20 protein-coding genes, 1 pseudogene and 1 other annotated feature are annotated in these 20,371 nt (G+C 61.0%); of the genes and pseudogenes, 15 read left to right on the top strand and 6 right to left on the bottom strand.

Features of this window, described 5'->3' with window-relative positions; all coding sequences use genetic code 11:
• Nucleotides 1-780 (top strand): annotated as a pseudogene (locus C6W55_RS00675) (reverse transcriptase domain-containing protein); the annotation flags it as partial.
• A 161-nt stretch (nt 781-941) separates the two neighbouring features.
• Here the strand turns inward: C6W55_RS00675 and C6W55_RS00670 are convergent.
• Both C6W55_RS00670 and C6W55_RS00665 read right to left on the bottom strand, forming a co-directional pair.
• Nucleotides 942-1,235, bottom strand: coding sequence for a hypothetical protein (locus tag C6W55_RS00670; RefSeq protein WP_015255288.1), 294 nt, complete (start codon nt 1,233-1,235; stop codon nt 942-944).
• Nucleotides 1,235-1,534: a DUF2089 family protein gene (locus tag C6W55_RS00665; protein ID WP_213485145.1), complete on the bottom strand. Its 300-nt coding sequence runs from the start codon at nt 1,532-1,534 to the stop codon at nt 1,235-1,237. Before C6W55_RS00665 ends, C6W55_RS00670 begins: the two co-directional genes overlap by 1 nt.
• A 250-nt stretch (nt 1,535-1,784) precedes the next feature.
• Here C6W55_RS00665 and C6W55_RS00660 point away from each other — a divergent pair, with 250 nt between their 5' ends.
• The 12 genes from C6W55_RS00660 (at nt 1,785) to C6W55_RS00605 (ending at nt 12,616) form a co-directional block, all read left to right on the top strand.
• Nucleotides 1,785-2,741, top strand: a complete 957-nt coding sequence (locus C6W55_RS00660; RefSeq protein WP_286890840.1) for an AAA family ATPase — start codon at nt 1,785-1,787, stop codon at nt 2,739-2,741.
• A gap of 2 nt (nt 2,742-2,743) precedes the next feature.
• Nucleotides 2,744-3,976 (top strand): DUF58 domain-containing protein, encoded by a 1,233-nt coding sequence (locus C6W55_RS00655; protein ID WP_286890837.1) that lies wholly within the window; start codon nt 2,744-2,746, stop codon nt 3,974-3,976.
• Nucleotides 3,976-6,213, top strand: coding sequence for a transglutaminase TgpA family protein (locus tag C6W55_RS00650; RefSeq protein WP_286890834.1), 2,238 nt, complete (start codon nt 3,976-3,978; stop codon nt 6,211-6,213). Before C6W55_RS00655 ends, C6W55_RS00650 begins: the two co-directional genes overlap by 1 nt.
• A gap of 143 nt (nt 6,214-6,356) precedes the next feature.
• Entirely contained in the window at nt 6,357-6,881 is a 525-nt protein-coding gene (locus C6W55_RS00645) for a YqeG family HAD IIIA-type phosphatase (protein WP_286890832.1), read from the top strand.
• A complete protein-coding gene (yqeH, locus tag C6W55_RS00640) occupies nt 6,878-8,005 on the top strand; it encodes a ribosome biogenesis GTPase YqeH (RefSeq protein ID WP_286890829.1) in 1,128 nt (375 codons plus the stop codon). The genes C6W55_RS00645 and yqeH overlap by 4 nt, the downstream gene beginning before the upstream one ends.
• A 41-nt stretch (nt 8,006-8,046) precedes the next feature.
• A complete protein-coding gene (gene aroE, locus C6W55_RS00635) occupies nt 8,047-8,931 on the top strand; it encodes a shikimate dehydrogenase (RefSeq protein ID WP_286890826.1) in 885 nt (294 codons plus the stop codon).
• Nucleotides 8,932-8,979: 48 nt separating this feature from the next.
• On the top strand, nt 8,980-9,276 hold the full coding sequence (gene yhbY, locus C6W55_RS00630) for a ribosome assembly RNA-binding protein YhbY (RefSeq protein WP_286890824.1): 297 nt from the start codon (nt 8,980-8,982) through the stop codon (nt 9,274-9,276).
• A gap of 32 nt (nt 9,277-9,308) precedes the next feature.
• A complete protein-coding gene (nadD, locus tag C6W55_RS00625) occupies nt 9,309-9,899 on the top strand; it encodes a nicotinate-nucleotide adenylyltransferase (protein WP_286890823.1) in 591 nt (196 codons plus the stop codon).
• A complete protein-coding gene (yqeK, locus tag C6W55_RS00620; RefSeq protein ID WP_286890822.1) occupies nt 9,889-10,470 on the top strand; it encodes a bis(5'-nucleosyl)-tetraphosphatase (symmetrical) YqeK in 582 nt (193 codons plus the stop codon). Before nadD ends, yqeK begins: the two co-directional genes overlap by 11 nt.
• On the top strand, nt 10,470-10,811 hold the full coding sequence (rsfS, locus tag C6W55_RS00615) for a ribosome silencing factor (RefSeq protein ID WP_286890849.1): 342 nt from the start codon (nt 10,470-10,472) through the stop codon (nt 10,809-10,811). The genes yqeK and rsfS overlap by 1 nt, the downstream gene beginning before the upstream one ends.
• Nucleotides 10,808-11,701 (top strand): CvfB family protein, encoded by an 894-nt coding sequence (locus C6W55_RS00610; RefSeq protein WP_286890820.1) that lies wholly within the window; start codon nt 10,808-10,810, stop codon nt 11,699-11,701. The genes rsfS and C6W55_RS00610 overlap by 4 nt, the downstream gene beginning before the upstream one ends.
• Nucleotides 11,702-11,854: 153 nt before the next feature.
• Complete coding sequence (locus C6W55_RS00605; RefSeq protein ID WP_286890819.1) at nt 11,855-12,616, top strand: class I SAM-dependent DNA methyltransferase; 762 nt, start codon at nt 11,855-11,857, stop codon at nt 12,614-12,616.
• 396 nt (nt 12,617-13,012) lie between these two features.
• On the opposite strand, the gene C6W55_RS00600 is transcribed toward C6W55_RS00605, so the two are convergent.
• Nucleotides 13,013-14,065 carry an SPL family radical SAM protein gene (locus tag C6W55_RS00600; RefSeq protein ID WP_286890818.1) on the bottom strand — a complete coding sequence of 351 codons (1,053 nt, stop codon included), beginning with the start codon at nt 14,063-14,065 and terminating at the stop codon, nt 13,013-13,015.
• A gap of 176 nt (nt 14,066-14,241) precedes the next feature.
• Nucleotides 14,242-14,479 (top strand) — a binding site (T-box leader).
• Between the two features lie 67 nt (nt 14,480-14,546).
• Here C6W55_RS00600 and leuS point away from each other — a divergent pair.
• Complete coding sequence (gene leuS / locus C6W55_RS00595; protein ID WP_286890816.1) at nt 14,547-16,985, top strand: leucine--tRNA ligase; 2,439 nt, start codon at nt 14,547-14,549, stop codon at nt 16,983-16,985.
• Nucleotides 16,986-17,002: 17 nt separating this feature from the next.
• On the opposite strand, the gene comER is transcribed toward leuS, so the two are convergent.
• Nucleotides 17,003-17,830: a late competence protein ComER gene (gene comER, locus C6W55_RS00590; RefSeq protein ID WP_286890815.1), complete on the bottom strand. Its 828-nt coding sequence runs from the start codon at nt 17,828-17,830 to the stop codon at nt 17,003-17,005.
• A 405-nt stretch (nt 17,831-18,235) separates the two neighbouring features.
• On the opposite strand from comER, the gene C6W55_RS00585 reads away from it, so the two are divergent.
• Nucleotides 18,236-18,838: a ComEA family DNA-binding protein gene (locus tag C6W55_RS00585; RefSeq protein ID WP_286890814.1), complete on the top strand. Its 603-nt coding sequence runs from the start codon at nt 18,236-18,238 to the stop codon at nt 18,836-18,838.
• A gap of 358 nt (nt 18,839-19,196) precedes the next feature.
• Here C6W55_RS00585 and C6W55_RS00580 read toward each other — a convergent pair whose 3' ends face one another.
• Entirely contained in the window at nt 19,197-19,673 is a 477-nt protein-coding gene (locus C6W55_RS00580; protein ID WP_286890812.1) for a hypothetical protein, read from the bottom strand.
• A gap of 33 nt (nt 19,674-19,706) precedes the next feature.
• The gene (locus C6W55_RS00575) at nt 19,707-20,231 is read right to left on the bottom strand and encodes an ATP-binding cassette domain-containing protein (protein WP_286890811.1); all 525 of its coding nucleotides are present in this window, start codon (nt 20,229-20,231) and stop codon (nt 19,707-19,709) included.
• Between the last annotated feature and the right edge of the window lie 140 nt (nt 20,232-20,371).

Raw genomic sequence — 20,371 nt, 5'->3', positions numbered from 1 at the left:
GGCCGGGGAAGCGCGCGCATGATGCGGTAAGGCAAGCGCAGCAGTATATCCAAAGCGGCCTCCGCTGGGTCGTGGACATGGATCTGGAGAAGTTCTTCGACCGTGTGAACCACGACATCCTGATGGCAAGAGTGGCGCGGAGGATAGAGGACAAGCGCGTGCTCAAACTGATTCGCGCTTACCTGAACGCCGGGGTGATGACCGGGGGCGTGGTCGTACGGTCGGAGGAAGGCACGCCGCAAGGCGGTCCGCTCAGCCCGCTGCTTGCCAACATTCTGCTGGACGATCTGGACAAAGAACTGACCAGACGAGGATTGCGCTTCGTCCGCTATGCGGACGATTGCAACATCTTCGTGGCCAGCAAGCGGGCCGGAGAACGGGTCATGGAATCGGTGATCCGATTTGTGGAAGGAAGGCTGAAACTGAAAGTGAATCGGGACAAAAGCGCGGCAGACCGGCCGTGGAACCGAAAGTTCCTCGGCTTCAGCTTCCTGTCGAACAAGCAGGCCACAATCCGTCTGGCTCCCAGGACGATTCAGCCTCGACGCATGGATGCGCAGGCGACTACGCATGTGTCTGTGGAAACAATGGAAGAGACCCAAGACCAGATTGCGTAATCTCCGTGCACTCGGCGTGCCCGAATGGGCGGCTCGAATGATGGCGAACTCACGCCGTGGTCCGTGGGAAATGTCCCGTAACACAAACAATGCCCTTCCGACTTCCTACTGGGAAGCGAAAGGGCTGAAAAGTCTGCTTTCTCGTTACCTGGAACTTTGTTAACCTTACGGAACCGCCGTATGCGGACCCGCATGTACGGTGGTGTGAGAGGTCGGGGGCTAGCCGCCCCCTCCTGCTCGATTATGCCCGGCACGGGCGTCATCCATGCGGTGAAAGTCCCCGACCGGCGATGGTCGGCAACGTGAGGATGGTCCGTGAGCCATTCAATCGAATTTCAGATCGGTCGCTTTCATTTTTTCCAATTCTTTTTTTCTTTTCTTATGATAATAGATCCGGCCGCTTCGCCATTCCCCGAACAGAAACAGAAGGCCGATCAGAAGAATCAGCGCATATTGCAGCGCACTTTCAATCTGGTTTGTCGCAAACATCCAGGTCAAGCATGCCGCGTATGCAACAGGAATCACGGCCCCCCAATAGGCGCGGTTCCTTGTCGAGAAGAAAAATTGGACAGCCAAAACACCGGCAGCGATCAAAACGCGATCAAAACCGAAGTCCATTACTTCCCGCCCCTTTCGCTTTTATATTTTTCAATAATCAATTTGGCATCTTCCATGCTGATTCGATCATCAATGGCCAGACGCTTGATAAACTTGATAAATTCCTCATTCTCCATCGAGTCGTTTATTTTGATTTTCTCGATGAGACGGTCAAGCCTCAGCCTTACGGTGGGATACGAGACGTCATAAAGTTTGGCGATTTCTTTCATGGAGCCCGAATGGAGAACGAAATTTTTAATAAATTCCAGGTCCTCGTTGTCCAAAGCCAAAATCCACTGCGGAACGGGTTCAGCGGCCATATTGACCATCCTCCTTTCACCTCGTCAAATTGATATTAACATATTATTTAATAAAATTAAACCATTATTAAATTTTAATTAAATTTAAATTTAAGTATCATTAAATTTCCACAAACCATACGAAATGGATTCGTCAAATTCAGGAGGATCATACTGTGTGATCCTCCAATTTTTTCTTCCATGCGCCACAATTGTAGCCCTACTTCCCTTCTTGTAAAATAGAGGATATACGAGACCGGGAGGGAAAGCGATGGGGACGACGGACAACGACATCCAGTTGATTGATCATATAAGACAAAATCTCGGGCGCTCGATTCTCGGCAAGCCCGAAGCGATCGAACGGCTGCTTATCGCGCTGCTTGCGGGCGGACACGTATTGCTCGAAGATGTTCCCGGCACCGGCAAGACACAGCTTGTGAAAGCATTGGCGCGCGTATGCGGCGGGGTGTTCCGGCGCATCCAATGCAATCCGGATCTCTTGCCTACCGATATAACGGGCGTATCCATCTATCATCCGAAGGAAGAAACGTTCGTCTTTCGCCCCGGCCCGATCATGGCGAACATCCTGCTCGCGGACGAGATCAACCGCGCAACGACGAAAACGCAGTCCGCGCTGCTCGAGGCGATGGAGGAGCGGCATGTGACGGTTGACGGCGTTTCCCACCCGCTGCCGGTGCCGTTCATCCTGTTCGCGACGCAGAACCCGGTCGAGTTCGAAGGCACCTATCTGCTTCCCGAAGCGCAGCTTGACCGGTTCATGATGAAGCTCTCGATCGGCTACCCGGACGACGAGACCGAACGCCGCATGGTGCTCGGCAGCCACTCGGACCAGGCTTGGATGCGCGTCGAGCAGGTTGCGGAGATCGAGGACATCGTGCGGCTGCAGGAGCGCGTCCGCACGGTTCACGCCGACGACGCGATCGGCGATTATCTGGTGCGGATCATCCACGGCACGCGCACGCATCCAGGTGTACAGATCGGCGCCAGCCCGCGCGCTTCGATTTCGCTGATGACGGCGGCCCGGGCAAGCGCCCTGCTGGATGGCCGCGACTATGTCATTCCGGACGACATCAAGCATCTCGCGGTGCCCGTCCTGGCGCACCGGATGCTGCTTCATACCGAGGCGCGCATGAACGGCCTGACGCCCGAGGAGGTCGTCCGCGAGGTCGTCGAGCGTACGACGGTCCCCGTCCGATTGGAGCGATAACGATGGCAACCGCCAGAGCCATCTCCTTACGCTGGCGGCTGACCGGCGCGGTTTACCTGTGCTGCACGCTGTACCTGCTGTTTCAGGGCGGCAAGACGGCGCTCATGCTGTTCGTCATTTTGAACGTCCTGCTCCTGTATCTTGCTCTCGGCAGGCTGAGCGGCATCGGACGTGTCAAGGGCGAGCGCCGGCTGGGCGGAAACGCCGGACCGCACACCCCCGTGCTGAGCGCCGGCTCGAAGCTGGAAGTCGGGCTGGACATCCGCATTCCGGGCTTCTGGCCCGTGCCCTACGTCCTCGTGCAGGATACGCTTGAGCGCACCGGCGGTCAGCCGATGATGTTCGAAGTATCTTTCATTCCCGATTTCAGAAGGACCGGTTCCGTACACTACTCGACCCCGCCGCTGCAGCGCGGCTGGTACACGTTCCGGAAGACGGAATGCGTCACGCGGGACATTTTCGGCCTGTTCGAGCACCGGGGCAGCATCGATTCCGTCCAGCGCTTCACCGTGCTGCCGCAGACGGTGCCGATCCGCCAGTGGAACCGGGTCGAGCGCGGCCTGAAAGGACCTTACGCCTACGCGGTCTCGAACCGCTTCTCGAAAGAGACGACGCAGATCAACGGCGTCCGGGAATACATCTACGGCGATCGGCTGTCGCGGATTCATTGGAATGCGACGGCCAAGACCGGGGAATGGAAGTCGAAGGAGTTCGACCGCGAATCGGTGCCGCGCACCGTCATCGTGCTGGACCGCTGCGGCACGGCCTACGTGAACGCCGACCATTTCGAACTGGCAGTCTCGATCGCCGCTTCCCTCGTCGAATACGGCATCCGGCGCGAGACGGCGATGGGCATCGTCTCCTCCGGCGCAACGGCCGACGGCTTCTTGCCCCGCTCGACCGCCGAGCAGCGCCAGCTCATTCTGAACCATCTCGTCGGCGTGCAGGCCGACGGCACGGCGGGGCTGTACCGCTCGCTGCGCCAGTCTCCGCTGCTCATCCCCCGCGGATCGTTCGTCGTGCTGGTGACGCCGCACAGCGGCGAAGAAGTCGTCCGGACGATGGAATGGCTGGACCGGAGCGGCAACACGCCCTGCCTGATCCATCTGCCCGGCGAGCACAGCCGGGCGGGGACGTCCGGCTGGCAGCGGATGCTCACCGCCCGCGGATGGCCGGTCTATAACGTGCGAACGCTCGCCGAACTGCCGGCGGCCCTGGAAGGGGGCGGCCGGTGATGGCGAAACGGATGTTGAAAGGCTTTATCCGCCTTCTGGCGCGGAACGGCTACGCCAAGCTCTGCGTGCTCTTCGCCGCCGTGCTGCTCTGGCAATGGTTCGATTCGCTGGAAGGCTACTGGTGGCCGCAGACGTTCGCGATCGTGCATGCCGCGCTCATCGCGGGCACGGCGATCGAATTTCTCGTGCCGGGGAAGCTCAGGTGGCGGATGCCGCTGCACGCGGCCGCCCTCCTGGCGTGCATCATGGTGTTCAGCGGGTTCCGCTGGATTCCGATGGCCGGGGAGTGGAAGGATGCTGCCGCATGGGGCGACTGGTTCGCGGAGATCGCGGAGCCGCTCGCGCCCTACATCGGCGTTGCCGCCGTTGCTTACGGGCTGTTCCTGTTCGCGGGGCGGTTCTGCCGGACGCGGCCGCAGGTGGCGCTGTTCTGCGGGGCGGTGCTCGTCTCGCTGGCGGTGCTCGATTCGTTTACGACCATTTACCTGTGGGACGAAGTCGCCTGGTGCGTGTTCATATCGCTGTGCTGGCTGGTCGCCGAGCATTTCGAGCGGTTCCGGCGCAGCCATCCCGACACCTGGCGCCATCTGACCGAATATCCGGTTTCGTTCGTCCTGCCCGTCATTGCCGTCGTCGGCCTGGTCATGGCGGCCGGATTGCTCGCGCCGAGCGTCAATCCGGTGCTGAAAGATCCGTATACGCTCTGGATAGAATCCCGCGGCGAGTCGGTGCCGTCCTTCGTCGGGGACAAGGTGAGAAGCCTGCCGTCGGCGATCAGGGAGCGCGATGCGCGTTCCGGCTACAGCCGGTCGGATGATAAGCTCGGCGACGGCTTCGAGTTCGATTACTCGGAAGTGATGACCGTCAACACGAACCGGCGCAGCTATTGGCGGGGCGAGACGAAGTCCGAATATACGGGACAAGGCTGGGTCGACAGTGAGGAAGAGCAGACGGAAGCCGCGCTGTCGGGGCTCGAGACCGGCGAGCCGCTGCCGAAGCGTCTGGCCGGCGAACCGCTGAAGCTGTCGCCCGAAGCGGAGACGATGAACATCGTCGCGACGGTCACCATGCGCCGCGACGAACCGTTCCCGGTGCTGTTCGGCGCCCACCAGGCGGCGGTGATCCGGGCGATCGACGGAGCGGAATCGATACCGGCCGCGCTGGCCTGGCTGCCCGAATCCGCCGAGCTGCGCTGGCCGCGGTCGGACAGCACGCCGTATCCGGAAACCTATGTCATCGAGTCCGAGCAGGTGGTGCTCGACGAAGAGCAGCTGCGCAGCGCCGGTCCGCCGGACCCGCGCATCGCCGCAAGGTACACCCGGATGCCGGCCGTCCCGGAACGGGTGCTGCGGCTGGCGGAAGAACTGACGGCCGGCGCGGACAACGATTACGACAAGATCCGGCGGATCGAGACGTACCTGAAAGAGAATTACCCTTACACGAATACGCCGGACATCTCGAAACGGCGCAGCGAAGATTTCGTCGATTCCTTCCTCTTCGAAGTGCAGGAAGGCTACTGCGACTACTTCTCGACGGCGATGGCCGTCCTCGCGCGCGCATCCGGCATTCCCGTCCGCTGGGTGAAAGGCTACGCGCCGGGGGCCCTGCCGGCCGAGCTCTATATCAGCATACCGGAAAATGCGTTCGATCCGAACATGGGCGGTTCGTACACGGTCCGCAACGCGGATGCCCATTCCTGGGTCGAAGTGTATTTCGAAGGGTTCGGCTGGATTCCGTTCGAGCCGACGCCCGGCTTCTCGTATCCGTATGCGTACCCGATCGGCGAGATGCCGGCGCCCGTGCTGCCCGATCTTTCCGATGTCGGGCCGGTCGTTGAAACCGGCGGCGAGAGCGGATTGCGGATTCCGCCTGCGGTCGGCATTGCGGCAGGCGTGCTGGCGGCAGCGGGCGCGCTGTTCTGGCTCTGGCGGAAGCGGGAATCGCTGGTGCTCCTGTGGCGGCGAATCCGGTTCGGCGCCATGAGCGCGAACGAGCAGATCGTGCACGAGACGGAGCGGCTCATCCGCATCTGCCGCCGGCGCGGACTGGAGCGGAGCGACCACGAAACCTTGCGCGAGACGGTGGGACGCTGGAGCGAGCGGCGCCGTTCGCTGGCCGACGACTTTCAGGAAGTGCTGGCCCTGTTCGAACGCGCGAAATACGGAGGCAGGCCGGTCGCGGACGAGGATGTGGAGCGGTTTGCCGCGAAGGTCAGGCTGATCCGAGAGCGATTGTAAGGCATTACGGCGGTTCCGCCGCACGCCGACAGGCGGATGACGGAGCCGCCGCGCTGTTTTTGCAAACTTTTTCCCGTGTATGATATAGTTTTGGCATAAGCTGAGGGTACGGCACCAGGAACACGATACAAGGAGCATAGACTATGCTGGAATGGCTGCTCCCGCATCAGGTGGCGGGAACGATCTACGATATCGATCTGGAGAAACTTCAGGCGGAGGGCATATCCGGCATCATTTGCGATCTCGACAACACGCTGGTCGGCGCCCGCGAACCGTCGGCGACGCCGGAGCTGGCCGAATGGCTGGCGCAAGTCCGCTCTTTTGGCTTTCGGGTCATTATCGTCTCGAACAACCGGCGGGCGCGGGTGTCCCGATTCGCGGAACCGCACGGCATACCTTATATTTACAGCGCCCGCAAACCGGTGCGCACATCGTTCCGGAAAGCGCTGGCCCTGCTCGGCCTGGCGCCCGAACAGACCGTCGTCATCGGCGACCAGATGCTCACCGATGTGTTCGGCGCGAAGCGGATGGGGCTGCGCGCCATTCTGGTCAAGCCGATCGCGCCGGCGGACGAAAGCGTCTTTACCCGCGTCAATCGGCTTATCGAGCGGGCTGCGCACCGCAGACTGACGCGCAAAGGATTATGGCCCAAGGAGGATCGGCAGTGACAGCAAGCGATGCGACAACGGGTGCGCCGGTCTGTTCCGGCTGCGGCGTCCGGCTGCAGACCGAGTCGCCGGACAAGCCCGGATACGTGCCGGAGCAGGCGCTCGGGCGCGAGGATGCGATTTGCCGGCGCTGTTTCCGCATCCGGCATTACAATGATGTGACGCATGTGGCGGTCGACCAGGACGATTTCCTCCGCATGCTCTCCGGCATTGCCGGGACGGACAGCCTCGTCGTCCACATCGTCGACCTTTTTGATTTCGAAGGCAGCGTCATCAGCGGTCTGCAGCGGTTCGTCGGCAACAATCCGGTGCTGCTCGTCGTCAACAAGATTGACCTTCTGCCGAAATCGACGAACTGGAACCGGATTCGGAACTGGGTGCAGCGGCAGGCGAAACAGCTCGGCCTGAAGCCGGCCGGGATCGTCCTGTGCAGCGCCGCCAAACGGACCGGCTTCGACCGCGTCATCGAGGCGATCCAGTCGCTCCGCGACAGCCGCGATATCTATGTCGTCGGCGCGACGAATGTCGGCAAGTCGACGCTGATCAACCGGCTCATCCGGGATTACAGCGATCTGGACCGGGAGCTTACCGTATCCCGTTACCCGGGGACGACGCTGGACCAGATCCGCATTCCACTGGATGACGGCCGCTTCATCATCGACACGCCGGGCATCGTCTACCCGCACCGGCTGACCGAAGCGGTGCCGCGGGGCGTGCTGCAGCGGCTGCTCCCCGAGAAACCGCTGAAGCCGCTCGTCTATCAGCTGAACGAACGGCAGACGCTGTTCTTCGGCGCGCTTGCCCGTTTCGATTTCGTGCGCGGCGAGCCGCAGTCGTTCACGCTCTATGTCTCGCCTTCGCTGTATGTCCATCGGACGAAGCTCGAGCGGGCGGACGAAGTGTACGCGGAGCACAAGGGCGAGCTGCTCGCTCCGCCGAATGCCGATGAACTGGATGCCATTGCGCCGTGGACGCGGCACTCGCTGCGCATTCCGCCCGGAAGCCGGACCGACATCAGCATTTCCGGACTCGGCTGGATCCGCGCGAACAGCCCGGCCGGCGCGTTCGTCGAAGTCTACGCGCCGAAAGGCGTGCATGTCATCCTGCGCGAAGCGATGATTTGATTCTGCCCGGTTTCGCGCGGGCCAGGGAGAGGTTGTCAGCGATGAATCAGACGACAGCGGCGGAAGCGGGGCCGGCCATCGACAGCCATACGGTGCTGTACGGCGTCATCGGCGACCCGATCCGCCATTCGAAATCGCCGGTCATGCTCAGCCGCGCGTTCCGGGAAACCGGCGTCAACGCGGTCTATCTCGCGTTCCATGTCACGGCGGAACGGCTGGCCGCCTTCGCCGAAGGCGCGCGGGCGATGGGCATGGGCGGCTTCAACGTGACGATACCGCACAAGACGGCGATCATGGCGCATCTCGACGAGATCGATCCGACGGCCGAAGCGGCGGGGGCGGTCAATACGGTCGTCCGCCGGGAAGACAAGCTGATCGGATACAACACCGACGGCATCGGCTATGTCCGCTCGCTGAAGGAAGAGGCGGGCGCGGAACTTTCCGGCCGGCGCATCGTCGTGCTCGGCGCGGGCGGCGCGGCGCGGGGCATTCTCCATGCGTTGGCGCTGGAGAAGCCGGCGCACATCGCGGTCGTGAACCGGACCGCGGCGCGCGCGGAGGCGCTGGCGCAGACACTGCCGGCCGATGTGCCGAAGGCGGCGCTCGGGCCGGACGATCTGCGCGAGGCGTGCGCGGACGCCGACATCGTCATCAACACGACGTCCGCCGGCATGTCGCCGAATATGGATGAGCTGCCGCTCGGTATCGACGCGTCCTGGATGAAGCCGGGCGCCGTCGCGAGCGACATCGTCTACAACCCGATGCGGACGCGTTTTCTCGAGGAGGCGGAGCGGGCGGGATGCCGCACGCACGGCGGACTCGGGATGTTCATCTATCAGGGCGCCTATGCCTTCGAATATTGGACGGGACAGGCCGCCCCCGTCGCCGCCATGCGGGAGACCGTCATCCGGGCGCTCGGACAATAGCGGAACGCGCCCACGATGCCATTTGCAGGAAAGCAGGTAGATCCATTCGTGCTGACAGGTAAACAGAAACGTTTTCTCCGCGCGCTCGCCCATCCATTGAACCCGATCTTCCAGGTCGGCAAGGGCGGGATCAACGAGCACTTGATCCGCCATGTATCGGAGGCGCTCGAAGCGCGGGAACTCATCAAAGTATCGGTCCTGAACAATCAGGAAGGCGATCCGAAGGAGATCGGCGCCGAGATTGCGGAGCGCGCGGGCGTCGAACTGGTGCAGGTGATCGGCAAGACGATCGTGCTGTACCGGGAGTCGAAGGATCACAAGAAGATCGAGCTGCCCCGACCTTGACGGGCAGCCGGCCGAAGGAGCCTTGTGTAGCGATGAAGCGCGTTGGGCTGATGGGCGGCACGTTCGATCCGATTCATATCGGACATTTGCTGGCCGCCGAGACGGCCAGGGAGCAGTGCGGCCTGGATGAAGTCTGGTTCATCCCGAGCCGGACGCCGCCGCTCAAATCGGGCGCGCCGTCCGCATCGGGCGAGGATCGGCTGGAAATGGTGCGCCTTGCGATCGCCGGCCATCCGGCTTTCAAGGCGCTTGATCTTGAACTCCGCCGTCCGGGGATATCCTATTCGATCGACACGGTGCATGAACTGAGCGCGCGCTGTCCCGGCTGCTCGTTTGCGTATATTATCGGAGGGGACCGGGTGAATGATTTGCCGCGCTGGCACCGGATTGACGAGCTGGCGGCGTCCGTCGCATTCATCGGCGTCGCGCGGCCGGGGCATCCTGTCGATATCGGCAGTCTGCCGGAAAGCTTGCGCGGCCGGGTGCGCATCATCCCGATGCCGCAGCTCGACATTTCCTCGTCCGCCATCCGGGCCTTGAGGCGGGAAGGCCGGTCGGTCCGGTATCTTGTCCCCGACGGCGTGCATGATTTTATCGTAAGGAAGGGTCTGTATGGATCGTAACGCGATCATGGAGCGCGTCCGGGCGCAGATGCCCGAGCGGCGCTGGGCGCACACCGCGGGGGTCATGGAAACGGCGGTCCGCCTCGCGGAACGGTACGGCGCGGATCCGGCGAAAGCCGAACTCGCCGCCATCCTGCACGATGTCGCCAAGTACTGGAAGATTGAAGACCAGAAACGAGCGTTGATCGAGAGCGGCGAAGCCGGCGATCTGCTCGAGTACGATCCGCAGCTCTGGCACGCCCACGTCGGCGCTCATGTCGCGAGGCGCGATTACGGCATAGAGGACCCGGAGGTGTTGGACGCGATCCGCTGGCACACGTCCGGACGCGTCGGCATGACGTTGCTGGACAAGGTGGTCTGTCTGGCCGATTACATGGAGCCGGGACGCGATTTTCCGGGCGTGGACCGGATCCGGGAAGAGGCCGGACGCAGTCTGGATCGCGCGCTCGTCCTTGGTTTCGATTCGACGATTTCTTTCCTGCTCGCCAATGGCCGGCCGGTTTACCCGCTGACCGTGATGGCGCGCAACGATTTGATCCGACTTCTCGACAAGGAGGCCGATAACGATTGATGCAAGCCGATGAATTGATGCAGCTCGTCGTGGACGCGGCGGAAGAGAAGAAAGCGCACCGCATTGTCGCGCTGGGGCTGAAAGGCATTTCGCTCGTCGCCGACTATTTCATCATCTGCCACGGCAACTCGGATACGCAGGTGCAGGCGATCGCCGGCGAGATCCGCAAGCGGGCGGAGGAGCGGGGCGTTCCGGTGCGCGGCATCGAAGGACTGGAAGCCGCCCGCTGGGTGCTCATCGATCTCGGCGACGTCATCGCCCACGTCTTCCATCGCGACGAACGCGAGTACTACAACCTCGAGCGGCTCTGGTCGGACGCGAAAGTCGTGGAATTCGCATGAGCCTCACGGCCGGGACGACCGTCCGCCTCGAGACGGTGCGCGAGGCGCCGCCGAACGGATTCATCCTCTCGGACGGCGAGCGCACCGTGCTGCTGCCATACGGCGAGATTGTCGGGGAAAGGCCGAATCCCGGCGATGTCGTGGAAGTGTTCCTATTCCACGACACGCTTGACCGGCTGACCGCGACGACGCGCAAGCCGCTGCTCCAGCTCGGCGGCATCGCCAGGCTGAAGGCGGCCGACGTGCATCCGCGCTACGGCTGCTTCCTCGAGATGGGGCTCGGCCGGCAGCTGCTGCTGCCGAACGCGGAGCTGCCGCGGGAGCGGGAGCTCAGGCCGCGTCCGGGCGACGAGCTGTTCGTCCGGATGACGCATGACAAGTCGGGGCGGATCATCGCCGAATTGGCGGAGGAAGCCGATCTGCAGCAACTGGCCGTTCCCGCGCCGGCCGCCTGGTTCAACCGGACGGTCCGCGGCTGGGTGACGCGGCACGCCAAGGTCGGCGCGTTCGTGTTCGTGGACGGGGAAGCTTTGCGAGCCGGGGTGCTCGGCCTGATCCCGAACAGCGAACAGACGCGGCCGCTGAGGCTGGGCGAAGCGTTCGAAGCGCGCGTGACGTTCGTCCGGGACGACGGCCGCATCAACCTGTCGATGCGGCCGCGCAAGGAGATCGGGCGCGAAGAGGACGCCGGGCGCATTCTTGCATATTTGCGCAGCCGGAATACGGGAGCGATGCCGTATTCCGACGAGACGCCGCCCGATGTCATCCAGCGCAAATTCGGCATCAGCAAGGCGGCGTTCAAGCGGGCGCTCGGCAAGCTGATGCGGGAAGGCATCGTGCGGCAGGAAGGAAGCTGGACTTACCTGAACGATCAACAGGATCAGCCTTAAGCAGCGGGACTGAGGCGGGGAAGAGGTGTCGGGCGATCTCCGCGGAAATGCGGATGCGGTGTCATCGTCGACGCAATTCCGGCGGAGGAAGCCGCCTGCGCTTTCTGCTCCTGAGCGTTTCTTGACGGAACGGCTGATTCGGAAGGAGCCTGTATGCGGGCCTACAGACAATTCGCATCGGTCTATGACCGGTTGATGGAAGATATGCCCTATCCGGAATGGCTCCGGTTCGCCCGGCAATGCTGGGAACGGACCGGCATCCCGGAGACGGTCGTCGATCTCGGCTGCGGCACGGGCAACATCGCGATCCCGCTTGCCAAATCGGGATTCCGCGTCTTCGGCATCGATCTGTCGGCCGAAATGCTGGCCGTGGCGCGCAGCAAGTGGGACGCGCTGCCGCAGCGGTTCTCGGGCGCCGGCTCGATCCGCTGGCTGCAGCAGGACATGCGCGACTGGGAGCTGCCGGAGCGGGTGGACACGGTGCTGTCCTTCTGCGACTGCATCAATTACCTGCTCGAAGAGGAAGATGTGGAGGCGGCGTTCCGCGCGACGCGGCGCGGGCTGAAGGACGGCGGCCTGTTCCTGTTCGACGTTCATGCGCCGCGCCAGCTCGAGCGGTATGCGGAAGAGCAGCCGTTCACGTTCGACGAGCGCGATATCGCCTACATCTGGACGAGCGAGTACACGCCGGACAGGCGGGAGATCGAGCATCATCTGACCATCTTTGCGCGCGACGGCGAGGACGGCCGGTATATCCGGTTCGAGGAGACGCACGTCCAACGCGCCTATGAACCGGAATGGATCCGCGGCGCGCTGATGCGGGCCGGCTTCTCGCATGTCGAGATGTACGCCGACTTCAGGCTGGAGCAGCCGGACGACAATGCCGAGCGGCTGTTCTTCGCGGCAACGGTGTGAAGCTGACGGTTGGCGCTGCAGCTTGGGGAACGGCAGAATAGCTGCTGTCATCGGAACGACAGAATAACAGAAAAAATTTGGGAAAACGTCCGATTTCGGCGGTTTTCACAAAATAAGTGAATTTTCCTTCTATTTCGCGGCTTCCGGCCTGAAAAGCCATAATAGGAGAAAGAACTTTGCTTATTCAACCCGTTCCGCAATCCGGGAAGCCGACCACGGGTGCCTAAAGCCCGCCATCCATGCCGCATCCCCGTAAAACATCCTATATCCGAAAGGCTCCGGCGATCCCGGGATCGTCATCGCCTTTCGTCTGCCGCGTCCCGATTCGCCGCCGCATCGTGACATGCACACTGCGCCTCCAAACAACAGCCCCGATCCGATACGCACGACTTATCCTCAAAACAGCGTCAACTGCACGGGAGCGCAGCCGTTGCCGGTCATGCCTGCGCCCGGCCCGGGCGTCAACAGATCCGCTCCCGTCGCCAATCTGTCCGTTGCCGATCTGTCCATCGCGTATTCATCCGCCACCATCCCGCCGGAATATCCGGCGCCGCCCGCCAATCCGGTTCGGCCGTCCGCCGGCTTCCGCTTCGTGGCCCCCGGGCCGATCAGGCCGAGGCGGCGAAACTCCGCCTCCACCCGTTCGCGCGCCGGGCGGACGTAGCTTTCCGGCAAGCCCGCCCTGCGGTAATACAAATTGCCGTAAACCGGCGCCAGCTTCGGATAGTGCTGTTGCAGCACGCCGAAGAACCACTGCTTCACTTCCGGCGTCTGCAGCCGCAGGAAATCGATCATCGCCCGGTCCGCTCCGCGGCTCTTGCATGCTTCGGCCAATTCCGCCGCGGTTTCGCGGGAATCGGTCAAGTACGGCAGCATCGGCGCCGCGAACACCGTAACCGGAACGCCGGCGTCGGCCAGCCGGCCGATCGTCTCCAGCCTGCGCCGCGGCGCCGGGCTGGCCGGCTCAAACCGCCGCCAGACCTGCGCATTCAGCGTATGCAGGCTGATGTTGACCGACAGCACCCTCGCCCGGCGCAGGATGTCCAGGTCGCGCAGCACGAGCGGCGAGCGCGTCGTCACGCTGAACGGAACGCCGTAATCGGCCAGCGCCTCGATGCACCCTCTCGTGAGCATCGCCTTCGCTTCCAGCGGCTGATAAGGATCCGTCGCCGTGCCGATCGCCACATGGTCCGGCAGCCTGCCCTGCCGCGCCAGGCGGGCCAGCTGCCTCCGGAGAATGTCCGGCGCTCCCGCTTTCCAGTAAATATGGCGCTGGAACGTGTCGTCCGCCGGCTGTCCCAGGAACGTGTGCGTGCTTCGGGCGTAGCAGAAGCTGCAGCCGTGCTGGCAGCCGCGGTACGGATTGATCGACCAGTCGAACGGCATGGCGGGGACGCGCACCCGGTTCAAGATCGTTTTCGCAGCCATCGGTTCCACGTTCGGTCGCATGTCCGCCTCCAGATCAAAATACGAACATATGTTCCCATCATAACACACGGACCGCCGGCTTGCCAAGCGCCCGACAAACGGCTTCCCGTCCGGTCTCCGCGGTCGGCCGGGACGTCGACCAAACTTGACACGCGCGGTCGGCTGCCCTATAATCGGGATAACCGTTTCATGACCAGATTATGGCTGTGAAGAGGAGCAGTAGTGCGATTCGCACCGGAAGAAGAGAGCCGGCGGCTGGTGCAAGCCGGACCAGTGGGCGCGCGAACTCGCCTCGGAGCCGCATTCGTGAACCGGCGCAATCCCGCGCCGACAGCGATGCCGTACGGCCCGCGTTAAGGGCCTCGAGTGGACAGCGGCGAAGCACGCCGGCTGTCAACTAGGGTGGTACCGCGGGAGAAGCCTCTCGTCCCTGGCAGATGCGCTATGGACGAAGGCTTTTTTAAGTTCAAGGCGGTCAACAACGGAAGGAGACGCTAGCGAGATGGGCAAGGAAGAGAGACAGCACGGTTACGATCCCCGGACGATCGAGCCGAAATGGCAGGCGTACTGGGAGAAGAACAAGACGTTCAAGACGCATGACGACACGAGCAAGCCGAAATTCTACGCGCTCGACATGTTCCCGTATCCTTCGGGATCGGGGCTGCACGTCGGCCATCCGGAAGGGTACACGGCAACCGACATCGTCGCCCGGTACAAGAGAATGCGCGGCTACAACGTCCTCCACCCGATGGGCTGGGACGCGTTCGGTCTCCCGGCCGAGCAGCACGCGCTGAACACGGGCGAGCATCCGCGCGGCTTCACGGAGCAGAACATCAACAATTTCCGCCGGCAGATCAAGTCTCTCGGCTTCTCGTACGACTGGGACCGCGAGATCAGCACGACCGACCCGGAATATTACAAATGGACGCAGTGGATTTTCCTCCAACTGTACAAGAAAGGCCTCGCCTATGTCGCCGAAGTGCCGGTGAACTGGTGTCCGGCGCTCGGCACGGTGCTGGCGAACGAGGAAGTCATCAACGGCGTCAGCGAACGCGGCGGCCATCCGGTCATCCGCAAGCCGATGCACCAGTGGATGCTGAAGATTACCGAGTACGCCGAGCGGCTGCTTGAAGATCTCGAGGAACTGGATTGGCCCGAGAGCATCAAGGAAATGCAGCGGAACTGGATCGGCAAATCGCAGGGCGCCGAAGTGACGTTCGAGATTGACGGGCATGACGCGTCGATCGTCGTGTTCACGACCCGCCCGGATACGCTGTTCGGCGCGACCTACTGCGTGCTCGCTCCGGAGCACGAACTGGTCGAAAAAATTACGACCGACGCCCAGCGTGAGGCCGTCGAAGCCTACCGCGAAGCGGCGGCGCGCAAGAGCGACCTCGAACGGACCGATCTCGCGAAGGAGAAGACGGGCGTGTTCACCGGCGCCTATGCGATCAACCCGGTGAATGGCGCGAAGCTTCCGGTCTGGATCGCCGATTACGTGCTGGGCGGTTACGGCACGGGCGCGATCATGGCCGTTCCGGCCCACGACCAGCGCGACTGGGAATTCGCGAAGAAGTACGATCTGCCGATCATCGAAGTGGTCCGGGGCGGCGACGTGACGAAGGAAGCGTTCACCGGCGACGGTCCGCACGTGAACTCGGGGCTGCTCGACGGCTTGCATAATGAAGAAGCGAAAGCGAAGATGATCGAGTGGCTCGAACGGGAGGGCAAGGGCCGCGCCAAGACGACGTACCGGCTGCGCGACTGGCTGTTCAGCCGCCAGCGTTACTGGGGCGAGCCGATCCCGATTCTCCACCTCGAAGACGGCACGATGAAGCCGGTACCGGAAGAGGATCTGCCGCTGCTTCTGCCGGATCTCGACGAGATCAAACCGTCGGGTACGGGGGAATCGCCGCTGGCCAACGCGACGGATTGGGTCAATACGGTCGATCCCGAGACGGGGAAAAGAGCGCGCCGCGAGACGAACACGATGCCGCAATGGGCGGGCAGCTGCTGGTATTACCTGCGCTACATCGACCCGGGCAACGACAAGGAGCTGGTTTCGAAGGAGAAGGAGAAGTACTGGATGCCTGTCGACCTGTACATCGGCGGCGCCGAGCATGCGGTGCTCCACCTGCTCTACGCGCGGTTCTGGCACAAGGTGCTCTACGACATTGGCGTCGTTTCGACGAAGGAGCCGTTCCGGAAGCTCGTGAACCAGGGCATGATCCTCGGCACGAACAACGAAAAAATGAGCAAATCGCGCGGCAACGTCATCAACCCGGACGACATCGTGAACGAGTACGGCGCCGACACGCTCCGCATGTACGAGATGTTCATGGGACCGCTCGAGGCGACGAAGCCGTGGAACACGAACGGCGTCGAGGGCACCTACCGCTTCCTCTCCCGCGTATGGCGGCTCTACATCGGCGAAGACGGCAATCTCAATCCGAAAATCACCGACGGAGACGCGGATGACGCGTTCAAGCGCACCTGGCACCGGACGATCAAGAAAGTGACGGAGGACTACGAGAACCTCCGCTTCAACACGGCGATCAGCCAGCTCATGATCTTCGTGAACGACGCGTACAAGGCCGAGAAGCTGCCGCGCAAGGCGATGAACGACTTCCTGCAACTGCTCTCGCCGATCGCGCCGCATATCGCGGAAGAACTATGGGAGCGGATGGGCCATTCCGACACGATCACCTACGAGCCGTGGCCGGAATATGATGAAGCCTGGACCGTCGACCAGGAGATCGAGATCGTCGTTCAGGTGAACGGCAAGATCGTCGACCGCGTCAAGGTGGCGGCGGACGCGCCGGAAGACGAGCTCGAACGGCTGGCGAAGGAAAGCTCCCGGGTGCAGGAACTTACGGCCGGCAAGACGGTGCGCAAGATCATCGTCGTCAAGGGCAAACTCGTCAACATCGTCGCGAACTGACCGCGTGATGCGTCAGGTCAATGCTTCACGGCGAAAGACTGGTCGACTTTCGCCAGATCTTCCCGGAACTTGGCGTGCGTCGTCCGGATAAGCCGGTTGAAGACGCCGTCCAGCTCCGTGTCGAGCTGTTTCAGCGCGGCGGCGGTGATGCCGCCCGGCACGCTCACCCGGCGGATCAGTTCATCGGCCGAGAGTCCTTCGCCGGTCAGCAGCCGCCCCGTGCCGAGCAGCATGCCGGCGGCCAGCCGCTCGGCATCTTCCCGGCCGATGCCCGTCTCCTCGACCGCGGCGTCGACGAAGCGCCGCAGGACGAACGCCATGAAGGCCGGGCCGCAGCTCGACAGGTCGGAGACGACGCGCGTATATTTCTCGTCGATGCGGATCGGCTGGCTGATGTGCGACAGCAGCCCCTCCAGCATCGCCATTTGTTCCGGCTCGATGCGGCTGCCGTAGATGCAGAGCGTCACGCCGCTGAGCGCCATATTCGTAATACTCGGAATCACTTTGGCGACCCGGCAGGGAAGCCATTCTTCCAGATGGGCCAGAAGCACTGGACTGGTGATCGAGACGATCAACTGTTCCGGCTGCACGCTGGCCCTTATTTCATCGATGACCGTTTTGAAGTCCAGCGGCTTGACGCACAGGAAGACGATGTCGCGCCCGGCGGCGGCCTCCGCGTTCGAGCGGACGGCGGTGAGGCCCGGATGACGTTCGGCGAGCCGCTCCGCCTTGGCGTGCGTCCGGTTCGCCACTTTGATGGCTTCCGGCGGCAGCGCGCCGGAACGGATGAACGCTTCCACCAGCATGCCGCCCATGCTGCCCGTTCCGATAAACCCTACATTCAACGCTTACCCCTCCCGTCCGTGTTCGGCGAAACGGCTGGCGCCGTCGTCTTCCGCTGAAAAGCCTGCTCTCATCACCATATGCCCGCCCGATTGTCCGACATGACACGAAGGCGCGCGAATGTCGGCACGGCGTTCAGGAAGGAACGGGTATCGTGCAGGTCTCCGGATTGAAGCCATTGTCTGCAGGGTACTGGAAGGGAGTGAATGTCGCGCATGGCTGCGGGATGGCGTGCATGTCCCGCGTGTCTGTGGGATGGCGTAGCATGGTTTGAGTGTTTTACGGCATGGCGCTATTGTCGAGCATGTCTGCGGAATGGTGTGAATGTCGCGCATGTCGGCGGATATGGAGTGATTTTCCCGCATGTCTGCGTTGATGATTCGGCCGAAATGGAGGAGGTTGACAGGATGATGCGGACGTTGACGCAGCCCCGGATGCTGGCTTCCGCGGGATTGCTGCTGCTCGCCGCCGGGCTCCTGTGGGGCGCGTTCAGGGACGAGAAGCCGGATCGGCTCCCGCCGGACTGGCGGCCCGTGAACGAACGGCTGGCCGCATCCGCCGGGGAAAATGACAAAATGAATGCGGGCCATGCCGGTTCCTCCGGTGCGGTGCCGCCATCGGCGGCCGGACGGAACGGCGGCGGTTCGGATGCGGAATCGGATGGGGCCGAACCGGCCTCGGACGGGGAACCCGCGGGCTCGGGATCCGGCGCGGAGGGCACGGCCGGGGTTCCGCTTTCCGGGGATGCGGGTGCTTCCGGCGGCTCTCCCGATGCCGCGTCGGGATCCGCGCCCGCAGCCGGCGGCTTCGACATCAACCGCGCGACCGAAGCGGAATGGGACGAGCTGCCGGGCATCGGCCCCGCCAAAGCCCGCGCGATCGTCGAGGACCGGGAGCGGAACGGGCCGTTCCGCAGCATCGACGACCTCGCGCGGGTGAAGGGGATCGGGCCGAAGCTGCTGGAGCGGATCAAGGAAGCGATCGAGGCGCGGAACGCTTCGGGCGGCTGATCCGGCTCCGCCTGGTGCGGCTGTGCCGGCGGCTATCGGCAGTGTGAGGCGCAGAAGCTACTAAAGTCCCCTTATCCATTAGACACAACCGTCACTTCAACATACATTGGATGGGGAGTAGGAGGATTACGCGACGAAGAGAAAGTGCCAGTGTCCGGAAGTAACCAAACGCGATTGCCAAAGTGCTGATAAGGTAGCGTACCGATCATGTTTCACGAAGACGCGGATATCCCCTCACACGCTTTAATGTGCATATCTTGCGGTCAAATCAATTCAAAGAGATCCTTGAGAGAGATGCAAAGGCACCAAAACCACGGAAACTAAAAATAAAGAAGACTTACATCAACATTTCATTTTATTATAGCCCAAAATTTTTTAACTCAGGAGCTGAAAGTAAAATGTCTTTTTTTAGGGACTTAATTTGATCCCTTTTATCAATTAGCTTTCCTAACGCACCAGCCTGAGCTTTTATACCCTCAACAATTAACATATAGGCAGCCTCAGATCTGCTTTGAGAAATTGAAAATGAGACGAGATCGTCAAGTATCTCGAGGACTTTATCAGTTACTCTAACTGTAATTACATTTCTCTTTGAATTAGATGTTTTTTCAAGAGCATTTACCAATACTTGATCTATTTTTTTACCAGTACTCCAAGCTTGTTCACTTATATAATCTTCTGATTTTAACCTATCAAATAAAGGTATTGCATCTTCAAATGGTATATTAAGTTTTCTTGCTAATATGGAAGCAGAGATATAATCAGTCTGACTGGATATTTCTATAGCTCTTTCAAACAGATTGATATTCATTTGGTTATTTTCTTCACTCATCATTTAAAAACACCTCTCGTTAGTCATCGAACTTAACTAAAAATTACCAGCATCTTGATGGTTTTCGTTTGAGGTTATGGTCCCATTCTGAATGACATATACTCGATCAAACTTTTCTAGGAAAGACATTCGATGAGTAATAACTATTAGTGTTTTACCTTTCAGTAAAGTAATTATTCGACCGAGGATATCGCTTTCCGACACAGGATCCATTGCACTTGAAGGTTCATCCAAAATAACGATATCATAGTTTTTTGCTAGTACTCTAGCTAAAGCAAGCTTCTGTAGTTCACCTCCAGAGAAGAGAACTCCGTCTGTATCAAATTCATTAGTAAGTATAGTGTGTATTTGATTCGGTAAAGTTCGTATTTTATCTGCTAATCCGCATTTTTCTAATGCATCCCATACAATTTTCTCGTCTTCTTGTTTATTCTGAATTTCTCTCATCAATACATTTTCGGCAATAGTAACCGAATAGATTTGAAAATCTTGAACATGAAATCGGAAAGTAACCTTATCAAAAGTTGAAAGATCCGTGTCGTGATAGTGTTTCTTCGTCATAAAAAGTTGCTAATTTTTTGCAAAATAAACAGGACACTGCAAGCCTCTTGTCTAAGGTTAAACCACCACGAATAACCAACGAGAGGAAGTGTCCCTAGCAACATGGTACCACAAGCAACCAACCATGCGCCAGAACAAAA

This window comes from Thermobacillus sp., from assembly GCF_003390775.1.
In the GTDB taxonomy this organism is placed as follows: Bacteria; Bacillota; Bacilli; order Paenibacillales; family Paenibacillaceae; genus Thermobacillus; species Thermobacillus xylanilyticus.
Note: the sequence above shows the minus strand (reverse complement) of the source record. Positions and strands in the feature narration are given on the sequence as shown.